The organism is Phycisphaerales bacterium (genome assembly GCA_020852515.1).
Classification (GTDB): Bacteria; Planctomycetota; Phycisphaerae; order Phycisphaerales; family UBA5793; genus UBA5793.
The window spans coordinates 135,108-153,074 of the sequence record JADZAS010000015.1 but is presented as its reverse complement, the minus strand read 5'-3'; the positions used below and the strand labels follow the sequence as shown (position 1 = coordinate 153,074).

13 protein-coding genes are annotated in these 17,967 nt (G+C 65.9%); 9 read left to right on the top strand and 4 right to left on the bottom strand.

Annotated features, from left to right (window positions below):
- Positions 1 to 39 precede the first annotated feature (39 nt).
- Complete coding sequence (locus IT430_10500) at positions 40 to 351, top strand: hypothetical protein (protein MCC6908360.1); 312 nt, start codon at positions 40 to 42, stop codon at positions 349 to 351.
- A gap of 155 nt (positions 352 to 506) precedes the next feature.
- Here IT430_10500 and IT430_10495 read toward each other — a convergent pair whose 3' ends face one another.
- A complete protein-coding gene (locus IT430_10495; GenBank protein MCC6908359.1) occupies positions 507 to 1,745 on the bottom strand; it encodes an imidazolonepropionase in 1,239 nt (412 codons plus the stop codon).
- Positions 1,742 to 2,692, bottom strand: a complete 951-nt coding sequence (locus tag IT430_10490; GenBank protein ID MCC6908358.1) for a formimidoylglutamase — start codon at positions 2,690 to 2,692, stop codon at positions 1,742 to 1,744. The genes IT430_10495 and IT430_10490 overlap by 4 nt, the downstream gene beginning before the upstream one ends.
- An 80-nt stretch (positions 2,693 to 2,772) precedes the next feature.
- On the opposite strand from IT430_10490, the gene IT430_10485 reads away from it, so the two are divergent.
- On the top strand, positions 2,773 to 3,597 hold the full coding sequence (locus IT430_10485; protein ID MCC6908357.1) for a TIGR00730 family Rossman fold protein: 825 nt from the start codon (positions 2,773 to 2,775) through the stop codon (positions 3,595 to 3,597).
- A gap of 60 nt (positions 3,598 to 3,657) precedes the next feature.
- On the opposite strand, the gene sulP is transcribed toward IT430_10485, so the two are convergent.
- Entirely contained in the window at positions 3,658 to 5,445 is a 1,788-nt protein-coding gene (gene sulP / locus IT430_10480; GenBank protein MCC6908356.1) for a sulfate permease, read from the bottom strand.
- A gap of 348 nt (positions 5,446 to 5,793) precedes the next feature.
- Between sulP and IT430_10475 the strand changes: the two genes are divergently transcribed.
- The 7 genes from IT430_10475 (at position 5,794) to IT430_10445 (ending at position 16,523) form a co-directional block, all read left to right on the top strand.
- Entirely contained in the window at positions 5,794 to 7,350 is a 1,557-nt protein-coding gene (locus tag IT430_10475) for a hypothetical protein (protein MCC6908355.1), read from the top strand.
- Positions 7,351 to 7,371: 21 nt separating this feature from the next.
- Positions 7,372 to 8,832, top strand: a complete 1,461-nt coding sequence (locus IT430_10470; protein MCC6908354.1) for a hypothetical protein — start codon at positions 7,372 to 7,374, stop codon at positions 8,830 to 8,832.
- Positions 8,833 to 8,838: 6 nt separating this feature from the next.
- Positions 8,839 to 10,323: a hypothetical protein gene (locus IT430_10465; GenBank protein MCC6908353.1), complete on the top strand. Its 1,485-nt coding sequence runs from the start codon at positions 8,839 to 8,841 to the stop codon at positions 10,321 to 10,323.
- Entirely contained in the window at positions 10,320 to 11,873 is a 1,554-nt protein-coding gene (locus IT430_10460; protein MCC6908352.1) for a hypothetical protein, read from the top strand. Before IT430_10465 ends, IT430_10460 begins: the two co-directional genes overlap by 4 nt.
- Positions 11,874 to 11,927: 54 nt before the next feature.
- Positions 11,928 to 13,361 carry a hypothetical protein gene (locus IT430_10455; protein ID MCC6908351.1) on the top strand — a complete coding sequence of 478 codons (1,434 nt, stop codon included), beginning with the start codon at positions 11,928 to 11,930 and terminating at the stop codon, positions 13,359 to 13,361.
- 58 nt (positions 13,362 to 13,419) lie between these two features.
- Entirely contained in the window at positions 13,420 to 14,865 is a 1,446-nt protein-coding gene (locus IT430_10450; GenBank protein ID MCC6908350.1) for a hypothetical protein, read from the top strand.
- A 137-nt stretch (positions 14,866 to 15,002) separates the two neighbouring features.
- Entirely contained in the window at positions 15,003 to 16,523 is a 1,521-nt protein-coding gene (locus IT430_10445; protein ID MCC6908349.1) for a hypothetical protein, read from the top strand.
- 159 nt (positions 16,524 to 16,682) lie between these two features.
- Here IT430_10445 and IT430_10440 read toward each other — a convergent pair whose 3' ends face one another.
- Positions 16,683 to 17,783, bottom strand: coding sequence for a phosphoribosylformylglycinamidine cyclo-ligase (locus IT430_10440; protein ID MCC6908348.1), 1,101 nt, complete (start codon positions 17,781 to 17,783; stop codon positions 16,683 to 16,685).
- Positions 17,784 to 17,967 lie beyond the last annotated feature (184 nt).

The window sequence follows — 17,967 nt, the reverse complement described above, 5'->3', positions numbered from 1 at the left end:
GGCCCGCACGCACCCACAACCGAAGACAGGAAGGCGATGATGGACCCCCAGCATCTCAACGAGAAACTCGCCCAACTCATGGACGAGATCAAGGACCTGCCCCTCGATGAGCAGGCCCGCATCCGCGACCTCGCCGCCGAAACCCGGGCGCGCCAGGACAAGATGCGCGAGACCATCTCGCAACTGACCGAGAGTCTCGACTACCTCCGCCTGAGCGTGAAGTACCTCGTCTTCGATCTCGAAGCCACCCGCCGCGAGAACAAGTACCTGCGCGAAATGCTCGAGACGCTGACCGAAGGCCGCGTCGAAGACGGCGAGGATGACGACGACGTGGATGACGACGAAGCATGATCAACTGAACCAGCGACGGACCCCGCTGACGGCATCGGTGTTTCACTCCCTTCCAGCAACCCCCCGCGTCAACCCGCGGGGGGCTTGTTTTTTCAGTACCGCACGCGTTGTCGTCCGCACTCGCCAGCCGGAACCGCTTGCGCCACCGCCTCAACTTAGATTTCACAGCGCACCACGGTGCCGCCTGTCACCACCAGCGCGGCCGGCGGGCCCGCCAGCTCATAGCACAGAGCCCGCTCATCGCGCTCGTCCCAGAGCACGAGATCCGCCGCCATGCCCGGTGCGATGCGTCCCACGCGGCCGGCCAGCCCGAGCACGTGCGCTGCGTTCACCGTGCACGCGGCGATCGCCTCGGCCGGCAGCAGTTTCATCATGCGGCAGGCCAGCGCCATGGCCAGCGGCAACGAAGACGACGGCGCCGAACCAGGGTTGTAATTGCTCGCGATCGCCACCGCGGCCCCGGCGTCGATGAGCCGCCGCCCCGGCGCGTAGCGCCCGTCCGTGCACAAGCCCGAGATCGGCAGCAACACCGCCGTCGTGTCTGAAGCGGCCACGAGCGCAATATCCGGCTCGGCGATGGCTTCGAGATGATCGACGCTGATCGCCCCCATCTCGACGGCCAGGCGCGTGGCGCCGAGCGAATTGAACTGGTCCGTGTGAATCCGCACAGGGCAGCCCAGCGCCTGCGCCCGCTCGAAGAGCCGCCGCGTCTGATCCAGCGACCACGCGCCATCCTCGCAGTAGGCGTCGCAGGCGATGCCCGGCTGCATCTCCACGATCCGCGGCAGGGTCTCATCAATGGTGCGCTGCACAAAGTCGCTCTGCTCGCGGTCGATCGCGTGCGCGCCCAGGAACGTGGGAATGACGCGCATAGCGCTCGCGCCTTCTCCCTGCGTCGCTCCGCGGATCGCTTCGAGCATGCGGCACTCGGCATCGGTGTTCAGGCCATAGCCCGTCTTCACTTCTGCCGTGGTCGTGCCGAGCGCGAGCATCCGGTTGAGGTGCGAGATCGTCAGGGCGCGCAGTTCTTCGACGGAGGCGCTGCGCGTGGCGCGGACGGTGGACATGATTCCACCGCCGGATTTGAGGATGCTGAGATAGTCCTCACCCGCGAGGCGGCGCTCAAACTCGTCGAACCGGTCCCCTGCCCAGCAGGCGTGCGTATGGCAATCGACAAAGCCCGGCAGCAGCACGCGCCCGCGAGCATCGACTTCGTTTTGTGTCGACGCATCGAGATTCGGCCCGGCCGCGGCAATCATGTCGCCTCGCACCAGCACGTCGCCGCGCTCGATGATGCTCAGTTGCCGCATGGCCGAGCGCCGGCGCGGCACATCGCCGGCCGCAAGTGTCACGAGCCGCGCATCGCGAATGAGCAGATCGCCGCGGCTGGTCATGACCGCTCCGCCACGCCGGCGAGGAAGTGGAGCAGCAGGTGCACCGCCAGCCTCGCCGTGCGCCCCTGCACGTCGTGCGGCGGACTGAGTTCCATGAGATCGAAGTAGCGCAGGTTCCTCAGGCGCCCCAGCGAGCGGCAGATCAGTGATGCCGTAACAGGCGTAAGCCCCATTGGATTGAGCGCGCTCACGCCCGGCGCCACCGACGCGTCGAGCACATCCAGATCGAAACTCGCAAAGAGGTTCGCAGCGCTGCTCATCTGCTCGAGCAGATCGAGAAAGCGTTCGAGCAACTGGTGCTGATCGCCGTCGAAGACGAGCAGGCTCGAGCCGCGCTCACGCAGCCAGTCGATGTGCCGCAACTCGTTGCTGAAGGCGCCGACGCTGACGGTGGCAAAGGACCGCGGCTCGACGACGCCCTGACCGTCTTCGATGATGCGTCGAAACGACATGCCCGAGCCGACGCGCTCGCGCACGTCCAGGTGCGGGTCGATGTTCAGGCCGCCGAGCTTCTCGTTTCGCTCGCGCAGGCGCTTCGTGAGGGCCGTGACGCCAGGAAACGTGAGATCGTGTCCGCCGCCGATGCACACGGGAAGCAGGCCCATCTGCAGGATCGCATCCACGGCTTCGCTCACCCGCATGTGCGTGCGGTGGATTTCGTCGCCGGCCGGTTCGACATCGCCCGCGTCGAAAACGCCCAGGGCCGCGAGGTCGCGGCCGGAGATGGCGTCATGCGCCGTGCCGTAGCGAGCCATCGCCTCGCGAAACGCGCGCGGCCCCTGCCGGGCGCCGATCCGGCCGCCGTTGAGCGACACGCCCGTGTCATCCGGCAGCCCCAGCAGCGCGATGCGGCAGCTCTCGGGCGAGGTGCGGATCGACCGCGCCAATCGACCCTCGGCCGGGTGCAGGCTCGACCAGTCGAACGCCGTCGTGTGCGGGACGACCATGCTGTTATCTTGACGACGCGCTGCGCGGCGGTCAAGGCGAAGCGCGCGGAAGAATGAGCCCGCTGCGGCTAACGTGCTCCATGCCCGAGTCGCTGCACACCGTCGAGCCCGCCGAACCGAAGACTTCGACCAAGCCGCCGCCCACGCAGTCTCCGGAGGGACCCATCTGGGGACACGCGCCCGGGTCCGAAGAGCAGATCCGCTTCCTCCACGGCCCGCAGGGACGCACGACCGAGTTCTTCCGCCTCCTGCGCATCATGGCTGAGTTCGTGCGCGGCTTCCGTCGCCTGCACTTCGTCGGTCCGTGCGTCACCGTCTTCGGCTCGGCCCGGTTCGAGGAAGATCACCGCTACTACAAACTCGCGCGCGAAGTCTCGGCCAACATCGCCCGGCACGGCTTTACCGTCCTCACCGGCGGCGGGCCGGGCATCATGGAAGCCGCCAACCGCGGCGCCAAAGACGTCGGCGGCAGATCCATCGGCTGCAACATCGTCCTGCCCGTCGAGCAGGAGCCCAATCCCTACGTCGATGAATTCATCACCTTCCGCTACTTCTTCGTGCGCAAGGTCATGCTCGTGAAGTATTCCTACGCGTTTGTCGCGCTGCCCGGCGGTTTCGGCACCATGGATGAGATCTTTGAAACCGCCACGCTCATTCAGACCGGCAAGATCCTCGACTTCCCCCTCGTGCTCATGGGTCTGGACTACTGGCAGCCGCTCATCGCGTTCGTCCGCACGCGCATGATCCCCGAGAAGACGATCAACCCCGAAGACGCCACGCGCATCATTCTCACCGACGACCCGGAAGAGGCGGCGCACGAAATCCGCCAGTGCGCCATGGATCGATTCGGGCTCTCCTACGAAGAACCCGTGAAGAAGCGATGGTTCCTCGGCGAGCGCGGTTGACTGTCCAGCGCACAGCACTCATGCCGTCGCGCCGGCGAAGGTTGGAAACCAGTCGAACCGCTAAGACGCACCGTGTGCAGCGCGCGGCGGGATTTGCTGCGCCCTGGCCAGCGCGGCGTCGAGATCCGCGACGATGTTGTCAGAGCCGATGACGCGATCCAGGCCGGCTTTGGCCATCACGTCGCGAGGCTGCGTGCGAATGCCCGAGACGATCAGCGTCGTGCCCTGGCGGTGGCATTTGTGGTAGAACTCTTCGAGTGCGTGCAGGCCCGTCGCGTCGATGGCCGGGACGCGGCGCATGCGGAGGATAAAAGCCCGCGGCGGCGGCTCGAGGCCTCTGAGCGTGTCCTTGAGCCGGTCCGCCACGCCAAAGAAGAACGGGCCGTCGATCTCGAAGACCTCGACATCGTACGGAATGGTGCGGTTGGCCAGCGCCATCGGGTCGCGCTCGTCGGCCAGTTCGCGCTCGTCGATGTGGTTGGCGAGCATCTCATCGGTGATCTCGCTCACGTTCGAGACGGTGCTCATGCGCTTCATGAAGAGCATGCTGGCGAGCACCATGCCCACGCCCACGGCGATCGTCAGATCGGCAAAGACGGTCAGGCCGAAGGTCGTGAGCAGCACGAGGATGTCGCTGCGCGGCGCGCGGAGGATGAAGCGGAAGTGGTCGAGTTCGCTCATGTTCCACGCGACCATGATGAGCACCGCCGCAAGCGTGGGCAGGGGAATGAGCTTGGCCAGCGGCGCGAGAAAGAGCATGAACGCCAGCAGCGTGGCGGCGTGGATCATGCCGGCAAACGGCGTGCGGCCGCCTGATTTGACGTTCGCCGCGGTGCGGGCGATGGCGCCGGTGGCCGGGATGCCAAAGAAGAGCACCGAGCCGATGTTCGCCAGCCCCTGGGCGACGAGTTCGCAGTCGGACTTGTGCCGCGTGCCCAGCATGCCGTCGGCGACGACGGCGGCGAGCAGCGACTCGATGCCCGCGAGCACGGCGATGGTCGTGGCGTCGGGAATGAGGTCGCGCACCATCGACCAGTTGAAACTCGGCAAATGCGGCATGGGCAGCATCTTGGGGATGCCCTGCGTAAAGCGCGAGCCGATCGTCTCCACGCTGCCGCCGAGGGTCTTGTCCAAACCCGCAAAGTGCACGACGACCGACGCGAGGATGACGGCGACGATGGCGCCGGGCACGCGCGGCCACAAGCGGCGCATGATGATGAGCACCGCCATCGAGCCCAGCGAGACCGCCACCGTGGGCCAGTCGATGGTGTCGATCGACGCGGCGATGACCTGCAGTTTGTGCACGAACTCAGGCGGCAGCGGCAGCGGCTGGCCCGCGGCGTCGTGCGGCGCCACGCCGAGAAACTCCTTGATCTGCTGCGAGGCGATGATTACGGCAATGCCGGTGGTGAAGCCGGTGGTGACCGGGTATGGGATGAACTTAATCATCGAGCCGAAGCGAAACAGCCCCATGAGGATAAGGATGACGGCGGCCATGAGCGTGGCGGTGGCCAGGCCCTCATAGCCGTGGCGCGCTGCGATGCCATAGATGATGACGATGAATGCGCCCGTCGGGCCGCCGATGAGCACGCGCGACCCGCCGAAGAAAGACATGAGAAACCCGGCGACGACGGCGGTGAACAGGCCCATCGCCGGCGGCGTGAGCCAGGGGTGCGTCGCGGCGAGCTCGGCGGCGACGTCTTCGGGAATGCTGCTGATGCCAAAGGCCATCGCCAGCGGCAGCGCGATCACGCCGACGGTAATGCCGGCGAGGAGGTCGCCGGCGAACTTGTGCGCGGTGTAGCCCTCGCGGAGGCAGACGACCCACTTGGGAGTCAGAAAGTGCATGGGCGGTGGCGGACGCCTCAGCAGGCTGCGCGGCCTGGCCGCGGAGTCGGACGGTGCAGCCGCCGCCCGCGCAACTCGCCTCCGCGAACACCCGCGAAGCGCGAAGCATGATCGTATGCAGCGCCTGCATATCGGCAGGATCGGGCGGCGGGAATCAAGCGTTCACCCGACCGCCGCGGCCGCAGGGCAAGGCGCGACCGGGCCGCACGAGCGGCGAGATAAGTTTGAAATCGGTACCCATTTCGCTCCCGCCGCGCATCCAGATCGGGTAGACTGAGAGAAGCACAGGGCAGCGACTGACCCGGGCGGCATTCCCGGATGAGCGGAGGTCGCGGAGCGATGGCGGCGGTGATGTTTCTTCTCTTCGGCGCCGGCGGACTGCTCGTGGCGGCCGGCTGGTTTGGCCGACGCCTCGACGATCACCCGTGGTGCGTCAAGTGCGGCCACGACCTGTTCGGATCCGATTCGACGCGCTGCGCCGAGTGCGGCGCCGATCTGACGCCGCGGCGGGCCACGCGACGCGGGCACTGGCGCAAGCGGCGGCCGCTCATGGCCCTCGGTGCGCTCTTGCTGGTGGCTTGTGCGGTGCTGGCTGCCGGCGAGACATGGGGCTGGGCGCGGGCGGTCAAATGGGAGCAGCATAAACCGATGTGGTGGCTGATGCGCTCGGTCCGCGCCGATGCGCCAGAGACTCGCCGATCGGCGCTGGAGGAGTTGCTGCGCCGCACCGTGCATGACGAAGTCAGCGCTGACGAGATGCTCCAACTGGCGGAGATGGGCCTTGCACACCAGAGCGACGAGAGCATCGAATGGGAGCCGCTCTGGGGCTCGATGATCGATGCAGCGATCGATCGCGAACTGCTCAGCGCTGAGCAGATCGGCGCCTACTTCGACAACGCGCTCACGTTTGAACTCATGCTCTCGCCTGGACGCTTCTCAACGCAAGAACGATGGCCCCTCCGTGGAAGTTCTCCCGGAGCGGGCGCTGCGCCGACGGCGACTTTCAGATCCAGCCAGTGGGACTCGATCGAATTGAATCTGATCGCTCAGTGGAATCGGGTCGCATCGGAGCGCCGGTATTACGAAGGCAAGTGCGAGGTATCAAGCGTGGCGCTCGGCGATGTGGCGCTGCCTGACTCCCTCTATCGCGATCCGGAGCATCCGAACTCGATCACGCTCGGCTCGGGTTACGGCTACGCCGAATCGATCGCGCCATTGATCCCTGTGGTCGTCCCGCCAGGCGAATACGAAGTTCGCGCGAGCGTCCATGTCGAGATTTTCGCGCATGCGACCGACAGCGCCCCTCTGCGCACGCTGGATCTGGAACTGAGCGCGCCGGTGATCGTGGCACCCGCTGCGCCTGATGCCGAGGAGATTGTGATCGACGATGAATCGTCACAACTCGTGCGCGAAGCGGCGCGCATCACGTTGGTCGGCTTCCGGCGCCTGCCGACGGACCTTGAGCCGCAGGTTACGTCGCCGGGGATGATCTGCTCGGTTTCGAGTGGGGGCGGCGGCTGGTTCGGATTCGGAGATGCAGGTGCGGACTGCCCCCTGAATGCTAATCTGGACATCAGTTTGTTTGCCGGAGGCGTGTACGTTGACACGATGTCGGTCAGCCTTCCCAACTCATCGACCTTCAACCACGTCAGCGCACCGGATCTCACCTCACTCGACCTGGTCGTGCGTCCCAGCACGAACAGCCGCTCCTCCGGCGTTCTCGACCGCAAGACCCGCAAGCCCAAGCCCAGGTGGATGGGCCCTGAATTCACCCTGCACATCGATGACGTGCAGTGGTACGACTCGATCGACGATCCGGCCTGCCCCCCTGAGCATCGCGAGATGATTCAAAGCTTCGTCGAAATGTGGGAACGCATGGACAGATCCACCGGGCCGGACCGCTAGCCGCGAACCTGACTCCTTGCCATGAACGCTCCAACCACCATCCTCCTGATCCTGCTCGGCTTCGCCGGGCTCGCTGCACTGCTGCTCGGACTGCGCGGCAGGCGCGTGGATGATCACCCGCACTGTCGGCGCTGCCGGTTCGATCTTTTCGGGCTCGGCGCGGCGGCAGCGCGCTGCCCGGAGTGCGGGGCCGACCTGGCTGGCCCGCGCGCGGTGGTTCGCGGCCTGCGCCGGCGCCGGCCGATCATCGCGGCGCTGGGCGCTGTGCTGCTGCTGGCCTGCAGCGCCTGGGTCGCGCTGAGCGCCAGCGGCACATTGTCCAAGGTCGATTGGAACCACTACAAGCCGGCATGGTGGCTGGCGATCGAAGCGCAGTCGGCTGATATGGCCAAGTCTGATGCGGCGCTGCGCGAACTGGTGGTTCGCCTTGGTGACAAGGAACTGAGCCAGCGGCGCATCGACGGTCTCGTTGCCACAGCCACTTCGCTCTTCGATTCGCCGCCGGCTGAACTTTCGCGCCATTGGGATCGTTTCGTGACCGGCGCCTGGGCCGGAGGTTATCTGGATGACGCGACGGCGTGGCAATATGCGGTGAAGGCGTTTCAGCCGGAGGTGTACCTGGAAGCTGCCACGCTGGATGGTCAGCCGGCCGGGGTCGTGGGCGCCCGCGTCGTGCCGGCGCGGCGTTTCTCCAGCGGCTTTTACGTCTGCGAACTCGTCGAGTTGAGCGTTGACGGCGTGAGCATCGAACTGCCGCCCAAGCGAACCATCGTCGAAAGCCTCGATAGCCAGCGGCCTCATCTGCTCTCGCCCGCGATCGACTTCTCGCCGCACCGGCCGCATTGCGTCGAGGCGACGGTGCAGTGGACGCTGGCGACGCACACCGCCGACGAGTTCAGGTCGTCCAGCAATCCGCCGGGCCGGCTGACGTATTCGCAGCGCTGCACCTTCACCGAGCCCGCCGCGAATCCCACCGTGGCGCCGCTCGTGTTGCTCTCAGACAGCCAGACGCGGGCGGCGATCGTGGAGGCGACGTCGATCGAGCTGTATGCAGCGCGCGGCCACGGCCGGGAGACTCCGACGATGTACATGCATCTCTCGCTGGACAATCTCCCGGTTGCCGTTGATGCAGCTGTCCGATTGGAATCTCCCGATGGACGCGTGGTCCATTCGACCCACGTCAAGACCCACGTACGCGATACATCTGAGACTCCGTATCGCGGCGGGACGGGCTTCTACTACGGCGCTGCCGGCTTGATGATTCCCAGCGTGGACATCGTGCTGGCCACCGGCTGTCTCGATTATCCGGAGATGTCCGGGCCGAAGGTCTCGCCGATCCGCATGTGGTGCGGCGAGATCCGCTGGTGCGATTTTCCGGTGCAGTGGGTGGACCGCGACACACCGCTCGTCGCGGACGCGATCCGCGCTAACCTCGGCGTCCCGCGCACTCGGCCGGAGCCAAAGGCAGCAGGAGGTCGCTGACCGCGCATGTTTGCTTCTGTGATTAACCTCTGCTTTTCGCTTGCGGCCGTCGGCGCTCTGCTCATCGTTCACGGCCGGCGCACGCGGCAACGCCTCGGCGACCGGTGGTGCCGGGCGTGTCGGAGCATTCTCCCTGCGGAACGCCTCGCCGAGGCGAAGTGCGGGTGCTGCGGCGGCGACGTTTCGGCAGTTGTCGCGGTTGGAGTCGGAAGGCGAAGACGGCGACCGGGGCTGATCGCGCTGGGTTCGCTTCTGCTCTGGGCGGCGCTGTCGGTCGTGCTGGCTCGCGGCATTGACTGGTTTAATGCGGTGGACTGGCCGGCGCACAAGCCACAGTTTCTGTTGTTTCGCCAGGCAGAATCTGACGACATCGCCACTTCGCTTGCGGCTATCAATGAGCTGCTTCGTCGCGAGCAGGCAGGGTCGCTCTCGAATGATCGGCGCAGCGAACTGGTCGGTCTGCTGCTTGATCGAGTGATGCCCAGCGATCATGAGACGGCGACTCGATGGTTTCCGCTGGTCGAACCAGAGTGGCTCGCGGGCCGGCTCAGCCGGGAGCACTCTCTGGCACTGGCCAAGCGCGTCACCGGACTGATAGGTTCCATTCCAAGTCGCGATGCCCCGCGCCAGGGAACGTTCATGCGCTTCGCACTCAGTCCGCAGCCGCGCGAGCGCCTGGCGAAATCGTCCGTCATCGTGCACACCGAGCCGCTTGAAGTTACTCTCGATGGAGAGCCGGTCGCTACTGAAATCGACGACTCCAATGGCCCGGCAGTCATCGCCCCGGGGATGCAGCAAGGGGGCGGCATGCGCATCCAGTTTCCGATCCTGGTCGCCCCGGGCGATCACACACTGGACTCAAAGTGGAAAGTGCAATTCCAGATCAGCGATCAGCCTGAGACCGCCTTAGCCTGGACGGAGACGCATTCGCAAGTGATCACCGTTGAGCCGCCGGACGATCGGTCAAGAGAAATCCGCATCGACGGCGAATCGTCGCAGGCCATGCGCACCGCGACGCGAGTCGATCTGGTCGGCGTGCGCGGGCTGCACCCGGAGACCGGCGAAGACGTCATTATCGGCGTCATCGAGCCTCAACCCGACGATATGCAGTTCAGCCCGGACTACGAGGTGTGGCTCGGCGCCGAACTCGTGCAGAGCTCCACGCAGGGTCAGCTGCTCTTCGTGTGCATTCCGCTCGGCAATCGGCCTCGTGATGCGGCTCTCCGCATCATCATGCGATCGCGCGCTTTGCGCGTACCGGACTTTGGGTCGTCTCGGATCAAGCACGACCGGCGGGCGATCTGGTACGGCCCGGCCGTCCTGATCGAGCCGGAGCCGGTGGAATGGTTCGACTCGATTGACGACCCGCGCATCGCCGAGACGATTCGCAGGCGGCGCTGGGAGTCGGTTCTCCGCCGGCTTGAGCCGCCCGTCGTTGTCGAACGCAGGGGCAGCCACTGGGCCGATCCGCAAGGTTGGAGTGACCGATGATCAGCGAGGCGCAGTTCATTCTGGGCGGCGCGGCGGCTTCTGGGCTGCTGATTGCGGCGGCGATGCGCGGCGGCAGGACGCCCGGACGGAAATGGTGCGCTCGCTGCCTCTACAGCCTCGACGGCGCCGCCGTGGATTCGCTGCACTGCCCCGAATGCGGATCAGGTCTCGGCGCGTACGAAGCAGTGGCCTGTCGCCGTCGCGCGGCTCAGCCGCGCCTGCTCGGGCTGGGCCTCGCAGTGTTCGCGCTCACCGCCATCACGCTGGGTGTGCGCCTCGTCCAGCGCTTTGATCGCATCAACTGGACCGCTCACAAGCCCGTTGCATGGCTGGCGTTCCGCGCTGGGTCGGCGCGAACCACGGTGGCAGAGTCGGCCCTCAAGGAACTGATCCGCCGAGCAGATAGCGGCGGCGTCAGCGATGCGGACCTGACCGAACTGGCGCGTCGCGGGCTGGCTCACCAGGAGGACGCAGCCGCCCCGTGGCAACCGCTCTGGGGCACGCTCGTTGAGGAGGCCATCGGCCGCGGCCTGCTGACCGAAGACGAACGCCGGGATTACCTTCGGCGGTGTCTGGAATATTCAATGGCTCTGCAACACCCGCGATACAGCCAGAGCTTCTCCGGTGGCCCTCAGACCGACGGAGAAATCGAAGCGCGACGGCGCAGCCGTGAGCCGCTCGCCGTGGCGAAGTATGACCTCATGGATGTCGAGTTCATCGTGAGCCCCGAGCGCTTCGCCCAGGGATCGCGGCTGGCTCTTGACGTGCGTTGCCTGAGCGCGACCATCGGCGACTGGGCATGTCCCGACTTCCCGGTGCAGCGCGCTTCATCTTCAGTCGTGAGCAGTTCGATATTCCGCAGTCCCGTGCGAGCGAGGCGGATGTTCTGGATTCCAATCGCGGTCGCACCGGGCCGCTACGAAGTGTCACTTCGTTGGGAAGTCAACGTGCGGCTTGAAGATGAGCCGCCGGAGACCGCGGTTACGGAGGTTCTCGAGTTGCACGACGCCGTGGTTGTGAGCCGCCCACGTGAAGGGTCGGTCCCGATCGAGACGGACGCCGCCGCGACCGAGGTGCTTCGCAGCGCCTTCGCCGCAAGCGCACTGGGCTTTCGTTCATACCAACTCACGCAGCATCGCAAGGACACTGTGACGATCGTCTACTTCAGGTTTGACTGCGGGCCCCACCAACGGCTGAAGGCCGAAGGTCCTCTCGCTCCGTTCAATGGGTCAATCGACGTGGAGATCTCCAGCCGCGGCGAAGAGTTGCGCCGAGTCGGAGCGGATCTGCCGGCGGGGTGGGTGCCGTTCATCGTGGATGATGACCAGTTGAAGTCGGTCGACGTCAGGGTCCACTACAGCAGAACGGGCAGATCATTGATCGTCGGCACGGGACCTGGCTTCGGCCCTCCGCAACAGATACCACAGCCATTCTGGATGGGCCCGCCCTTCGACATCCCTGACGTGCCCATCACCTGGTTTGATACGATCGAAGAGGTGGATCTGAGCGAAGACGAACTCGAATCGATACAGCGTGTGGAACCGTTCTAAGGTGCGGGTCTCAGGCGATCCGACCAGCGCATTCTCTTCCGTGGAACAGACACCATGCCCGACTTCCTCACCATCCTCTTCATCGGCCTGGCCGCGGCGGGGGGCTGGCTGCTCACGGTCGGGTGGCGCGGCAGGCGGGTGGATAACCATCCGTGGTGCCGCAAGTGCCGCCGCGATCTGCAGGGCCTCTGGCCCGGTGCGGCGAAATGCCCGGAATGCGGCGTCGATCTCGAACGAATCGACGCCGTCGAACTCGGCCAGCGGGCGCGTCGGCCGGTGCTGGCGGTGCTCGGGGCGCTCATCCTGCTTGGCTGGGCCGGCTGGCTTGGCGTGGGCCTCTGGCGATCCGCCAGGACCGTCAACTGGTCGGATCACAAACCCGACTGGTGGCTCATGCGCGAGGTGCATTCGAGCGACACAGAGACGGCCGCCGCCGCGCTCGATGCTCTCAATGCGCGCATCGCGAAGGACGAACTGAGCGAGGCCAACATCACCCGCCTCGTGCAACATGCATTGCAGATGCAGGCGGACGACTCGGCGGATTGGACTCCTTTCCTCGGCGGATTGATCGAGGGCGCCTGGATCGACGGTACGCTCACGCCCGAGCAATGCCTGGCGTTCGCCCAGCGCAGCGCCTCGTTCGCGTTCGCGCCCGCGTCGGACCTGGTGCGGCAGTGGGACGTGAGTACAGTCCGACTCGATTACCGCGACACGGGCGCCGGCGCACGCGAACTCATGTACACCGTCTCCCCTTCATCGCTGTCGATCGGAGAAGTCGAAGTTCCATTCGACCCGAGCGAGAGCGAGGAGATGAACTTGTCGCCTCGAGCCGGACGCGTGGGTCGCTCGCTGCTGCTGCCCATTGCGGTGGCGCCCGGCGAATACGAGCTGCGCAGCACGTGGCGCGTGACGGCGCAACCTGGCAAGGCATCAGGCGCTGCGGCAACGTGGGACATCGAGTTCACAGCGCCGATCAAAGTGCTTCCGCCCGATGCCGATGCGCCGGCGCTGGTCATCGGCCCGGATGCGGATGAGCGACTTCTTGAATGCTTCAGTCTCCAGGCCATCGGCTTTCGGCTCAGTCCATTCAGCGAGGGACGCGCCCGGTCCGAAGTGGCAGTGCTCGGCCAGACGAGCGTCTTTCCGTTCAGCGCCGAAGTGGCGATCACCGGCCCCCGACCCATGGTTCAGCGCGCATCGAACATGAGATTCATGATCGGCCAGTCGTATCGCGGCGTGATCGTCGTCCCCCGCCTCTCCGACGAAATAGAACACGTTGAGTTGTCGATCGCGCCGACCATCGGACGCGGAGGAGACGCCTGGCAACTTCAGCAGTTGTGGTATGGCCCACCGCTCTCGACCGGATCGATCGCAGTAACGTGGTACGACTCGATTGATGATCCCAATCTGCCCGAGGACCTTCGCCGGCGCTGCCTCGAAGGCGACTGGAAGCCGGTGACGCCAGACCCCACCGAGCCGAGCCAATGAACCAAAGAGGCGCCTGGCGCCTTTGCACAGGAGAGGGAGAAACGGACGCCGCCGGCTTATGAGTCAGTCATTCACCACCGTCTGGCACCTCGTTGGCGCGCTGGCCCTCCTCGGCGCGTGGGCGGTGGTTCTCGGCCGGCGGTGGCGGCGCATCGACGGCCATCCGTGGTGCCGCAGGTGCCGCTTCGATCTCGTCGGCTCGTGGCCCGCTTCGACGTGCCCCGAGTGCGGCTCAGATCTCTCTGCAAAACGCGCCGTCGCGCACGGCCAGCGCGCTGCGCAGCCGGTGGTGTTCGGCGCCGGCGTGTTCATATTGATTCTCGCGATGACCATCGGCATCCGTGCCGGCTACCAGCGCATCGCGCCGATCGACTGGAACTCGTACAAGCCCGCCGCGTGGCTGGTGCGCGATCTGCATTCGACCAAGGGCGAGCGCGTCGAAGCGGCGCTGGCGGAACTGGTCGAGCGCGACGAGGCGGGCGATCTCGCGCCGCATCATCGCGCCGCGCTGCTCGACCACGTCTTTGAATCACTCGTCTCTCAACTGCAGACGACCAAGGTGCAGTGGGTGCCGCTGGTCGAGCGAGCCTGGATGGATGATTTGCTCAGCGAGCAGCGGCGGCTGGAGTTCGCCCGCACCGCCGCATCCATCCAACTGGACATCTCCCGCAGGCAACCGATCCGGCGCGGCGGCCTGCTCACGTTCAAGATCCGCCTTCAGCCGCCCTTTCGCGGTCGGACCGAGCGCATGCGGATCGAAGCCTGGCCGGTCGAAGTCGCTCTGGCCGAAGAGTCCTTCAGGCTGCAGAGGTCCGTCACAAGTTTCGGACTCTCCAGGGGCGGCGGCTATGGCGGCGGCGGCTCGGGGTATGCGATCCCCATTCTCGCCCAGCCTGGCGAAGCCACGCTGCACACCGTCTGGCAAATCGATTGCAGACTCGGCGACGACAAACAGCGCGTTCTGTCGTGGCGTGAGACGCTTGACGAGTCACTGATGATCGAACCGGCGGGGCCTGATGCAGTGACGTACCTGACCGACGAGCAGAGCACCCAGCACGTTCGCGAGGCGCTTCGGATCGACGTCGCCGGGCTGCGCAATGCGCTGCACGATGGCCTCGGCGACGTGGTGGGAATCGTGACGATGGAGCCGCAGCAGTGGCGACCGGGCCTGGGCATCGACATCATGGTCGGAGATGAGGTCATGGACCAGACCGGACTCGCGGAGGGGTTCGGCCGCCGCGCCCATTTTCACTTCGCGCTCCCCGCCGGCACGGAGATCGAGTCGCTCGATCTCATGGTGTTTCCGAGCCAGGCGCCGGACATCTTCGGCCGCGGAGACACCGGCGCCCTCAACGACAAGCCGGTGTGGTTCGGCGACCCGTTCACCCTTCGGGCGCCGGTGCAATGGTTTGATGATGTTGATTCGCCCGGCCTCGATGACGAACTCCGCGAGCGCGCGATCCGCGACAAGTCACGCTGGCAGCGCGAGCGAAATGAGATGTGACAGGGCGCTATTCTCGCGCACACTCGAGTGGACACCCGCTCGCGGAGGAATGGCGAACGACGGAATCGCTCCACTTCGCCGCTCCGGCGGCACGGCGGCGATAGGATCGAGACGGGTCTCGCGACCGGCGCGAAATCATGCTTGATCTCCTGACCATCCTGTTTGTTTTCCTGACGCTGCTCGGCCTGACGCTTTTCGCGCGCGGCTGGCGGGGCCGACGACTGGATAACCACCCGTGGTGCCGCGCATGCCGCTTTGACCTTCAGGGTCGCTGGCCGGGGGCGAACCGCTGTCCCGAATGCGGCGCCTCGCTGGAAACGGTTGGCGCCGTCGAGATCGGACAGCGCCGGCGGCGCTGGGCGCTTTCCGCCATCGGCCTGCTGGTCGTTATCGGCTGCGGCGTCTGGTTGAGCCGAAGCATCGTCCAAACGCTGGGCCCGGTGGATTGGATGCAATACAAGCCGGACTGGTGGATCGTGCGGAATGCACACTCGTCGGATGGTGAGACGGCCGACGGCGCGCTGGCTGAACTGGTCAAGCGCATCGACGCCGGTGGACTCAGCAGCGCGCGACTGGTCGCCCTTGCCGCCGACGGGCTGGAACTGCAGGCGGATGAGAGTGCCGCATGGCGCGCCGGCTGGGGGGATGTAATCGAAGCCGCGTGGAAGAATGGTTCACTTTCACCTGAACAGATTCTCAAGTACGCGCAGCATGCGGTGGACATCCAGATGGTCGCCGAAGCGCCGAAGGTGCGGCGATGGGAGATCGCTCGCGCCGGGCCGCAGCCGACGCTGCTCCGCGCGGGTAGCGGCGACCTGACACTTCAATTGTCGATTGTGGATCAGTCGTTTGGCGGCATCGAACTTCGCGCCAATCCCGGTGAAGGCGCGATGTTCACCACACTGCGCGCGAATACCAATGCGCTGATGACCAAAACATTCGCCGTGCTGCCCGAGCCGGGCGAGCGCGAATTGAACATTACCTGGAGCGCGACGCTCGCACCGCGCACCCAGTCATCCATGGTCAAGCCCCGCACGGTGGCGTCGCCAGCGACATGGGATGTGCCGCTGGCGACGACAATCACCGTGCTGCCGCCCGCGGAGGGCGCCACAGAACTCGTGACCGATGAAGCAGTGACCGCGGCGCTTCGAGAGAGCATTGAGGTGCAGGCGATCGGTTTGCGCGTGCCGCCACAGGTGATGGGTACGCCGAGCGGCCAACTCGTCGGCGGGCGCATCGTGGTGCTCGTTACCTGGCGGGACGTGCCGATCGCGGCTCAACTGCAACTCGTGACGCGGCATTCCGGAATGCCGTCTGGGAGCGGACAGATGCCTTTGAACCTCCAGCGCGGCTCGTCAATGCAGGTGCGGCTGTTCATCCATCCTCGCCCCGAGGACGAGCCGCAGTACATAACCGCTCAGTTCACAGCCGATGTCAACGACGCCAACGGTCGAATGTTTCCTCAGCAGCGCTCAGACCAGACTTGGTACGGCCAGCCCATCGAATTCAGCGACATTCCTGTAACCTGGTATGACACGGCCGACGATCCTGAAGTGCCGGCCGATTTGCGGCCCATTCTGACTCAGCCGCAGGGTGGTGGTCCACTGCCCGGCACATTTGAACGCGGAACGACACGGCGCGGAGCGGATGGGCCGTAGATTCAGGTTCCCGCGGAGTGGTCCTTCGTTATGGTTGCGCAGGCAGGCATCCAGAGGCGTTCGTGCGGGTCATGGCGCTGCGCGTCGCCGCACGTTCGTGGGCTTCTGCCTGCACAGGAATGACGGCATCCGCCGTCGTCGCACTGCGCGAATCCGCTGCTACTCCACCCGCACCACCCCGCTGCCGCCCTTGACGATCTGGCCGATGACGATCGGTTCTTCGCGCAGTTTCGTCAGGTGTTTGACCACGGAGTTGGCGAACGACGGCCGCACAATCAGCACGTAGCCGATTCCGGTGTTGAAGACGTCGAGCATCTCGCCGCGCTCAATGCGGCCGTGCTTCTGGAGGAAGTGGAACACGGGCGGCATCTCCCACGACTTGCTGTCGATCACCGCATCGAGATCGCCCGGCAGCGCCCGGCAGACGTTGCCCGGCAGGCCCCCGCCGGTGATGTGCGCCATGCCCGAAACGACCTTCTTCACCGTGTAGCGCCGCAGCAGCCGGACGATGGATCGCGTGTAGATGCGCGTGGGTGTGAGCAGCACCTGGCCGAGCGTCTGCGTCGCATCGAGTTCGGGATAGATCCTGCCGAGATCGAGCCCCGCGACCTTGACGATCTTGCGCACGAGCGAGAAGCCGTTGCTGTGCACGCCTGATGATGGCAGGCCGATGATGATGTCCCCCGCTTCGACGCGCGAGTTGTCGATGGCGCGGTCGAGTTCGACCACGCCCACGGCAAAGCCGGCGATGTCGAAGTCGCCTTCGCTGTAGACGTCGGGCATCTCGGCCGTCTCGCCGCCGATGAGCGCGCAGCCCGCGAGCCGGCACCCGTCGGCCACGCCCTTGACGATCGCCGTGCCCACCTGCGGGTCGAGGCGGTTGACGGCGAGGTAGTCGAGGAACATGAGCGGCTCAGCGCCTTCGACGATCATGTCGTTGACGCACATGGCCACGCAGTCGATGCCGACGGTGTCGTAGACGCCCAGTTGGCTGGCGAGTTTGACCTTGGTGCCCACGCCGTCGGTGCAGGCGACGAGGACGGGCTCTTTGTAGTTGCGGCGGAAGAGTTTTTCGTTGAAGTCGAGGCGCACGAGGCCGGCAAAGCCGCCCGGGCGGTCGATGACGCGCGGGCCGTGGGTGCGTCGCATGAGCGACTGGATCATGCCGACCATGGTGTCGCCGGCGGCGATATCGACCCCGCTGTCCGCGTAGGTGAGGGGTTTGTCGCCGGGATTGGATGCGGATGCTCTGGGCGGCATGGTGCTGCTGGTCATGGGCACAAGGATAGCGCACCATCGGCGGGTGATGGTTCGGCGCGGCGTGCGGCCCGACCCCTCGGCGGTGGCATGGGCAGCCCAAAACGCCTACCCTTGCGGCCCGACGCGGCGTGTGGCTGCGGCGGGGTTTTTCGGCCGCTCGGCCGCCTGTCCGGCTTCGGTTGAG

Coding starts and splice junctions, on each gene's coding strand:
- IT430_10460 (MCC6908352.1), top strand. CDS start 10,320: ATGATCAGCGAGGCGCAGTTCATTCTGGGCGGCGCGGCGGCTTCTGGG.
- IT430_10490 (MCC6908358.1), bottom strand. CDS start 2,692: ATGGTCGTCCCGCACACGACGGCGTTCGACTGGTCGAGCCTGCACCCG.
- IT430_10465 (MCC6908353.1), top strand. CDS start 8,839: ATGTTTGCTTCTGTGATTAACCTCTGCTTTTCGCTTGCGGCCGTCGGC.
- IT430_10470 (MCC6908354.1), top strand. CDS start 7,372: ATGAACGCTCCAACCACCATCCTCCTGATCCTGCTCGGCTTCGCCGGG.
- IT430_10450 (MCC6908350.1), top strand. CDS start 13,420: ATGAGTCAGTCATTCACCACCGTCTGGCACCTCGTTGGCGCGCTGGCC.
- IT430_10485 (MCC6908357.1), top strand. CDS start 2,773: ATGCCCGAGTCGCTGCACACCGTCGAGCCCGCCGAACCGAAGACTTCG.
- IT430_10455 (MCC6908351.1), top strand. CDS start 11,928: ATGCCCGACTTCCTCACCATCCTCTTCATCGGCCTGGCCGCGGCGGGG.
- IT430_10440 (MCC6908348.1), bottom strand. CDS start 17,783: ATGCCGCCCAGAGCATCCGCATCCAATCCCGGCGACAAACCCCTCACC.
- sulP (MCC6908356.1), bottom strand. CDS start 5,445: ATGCACTTTCTGACTCCCAAGTGGGTCGTCTGCCTCCGCGAGGGCTAC.
- IT430_10500 (MCC6908360.1), top strand. CDS start 40: ATGGACCCCCAGCATCTCAACGAGAAACTCGCCCAACTCATGGACGAG.
- IT430_10445 (MCC6908349.1), top strand. CDS start 15,003: ATGCTTGATCTCCTGACCATCCTGTTTGTTTTCCTGACGCTGCTCGGC.
- IT430_10495 (MCC6908359.1), bottom strand. CDS start 1,745: ATGACCAGCCGCGGCGATCTGCTCATTCGCGATGCGCGGCTCGTGACA.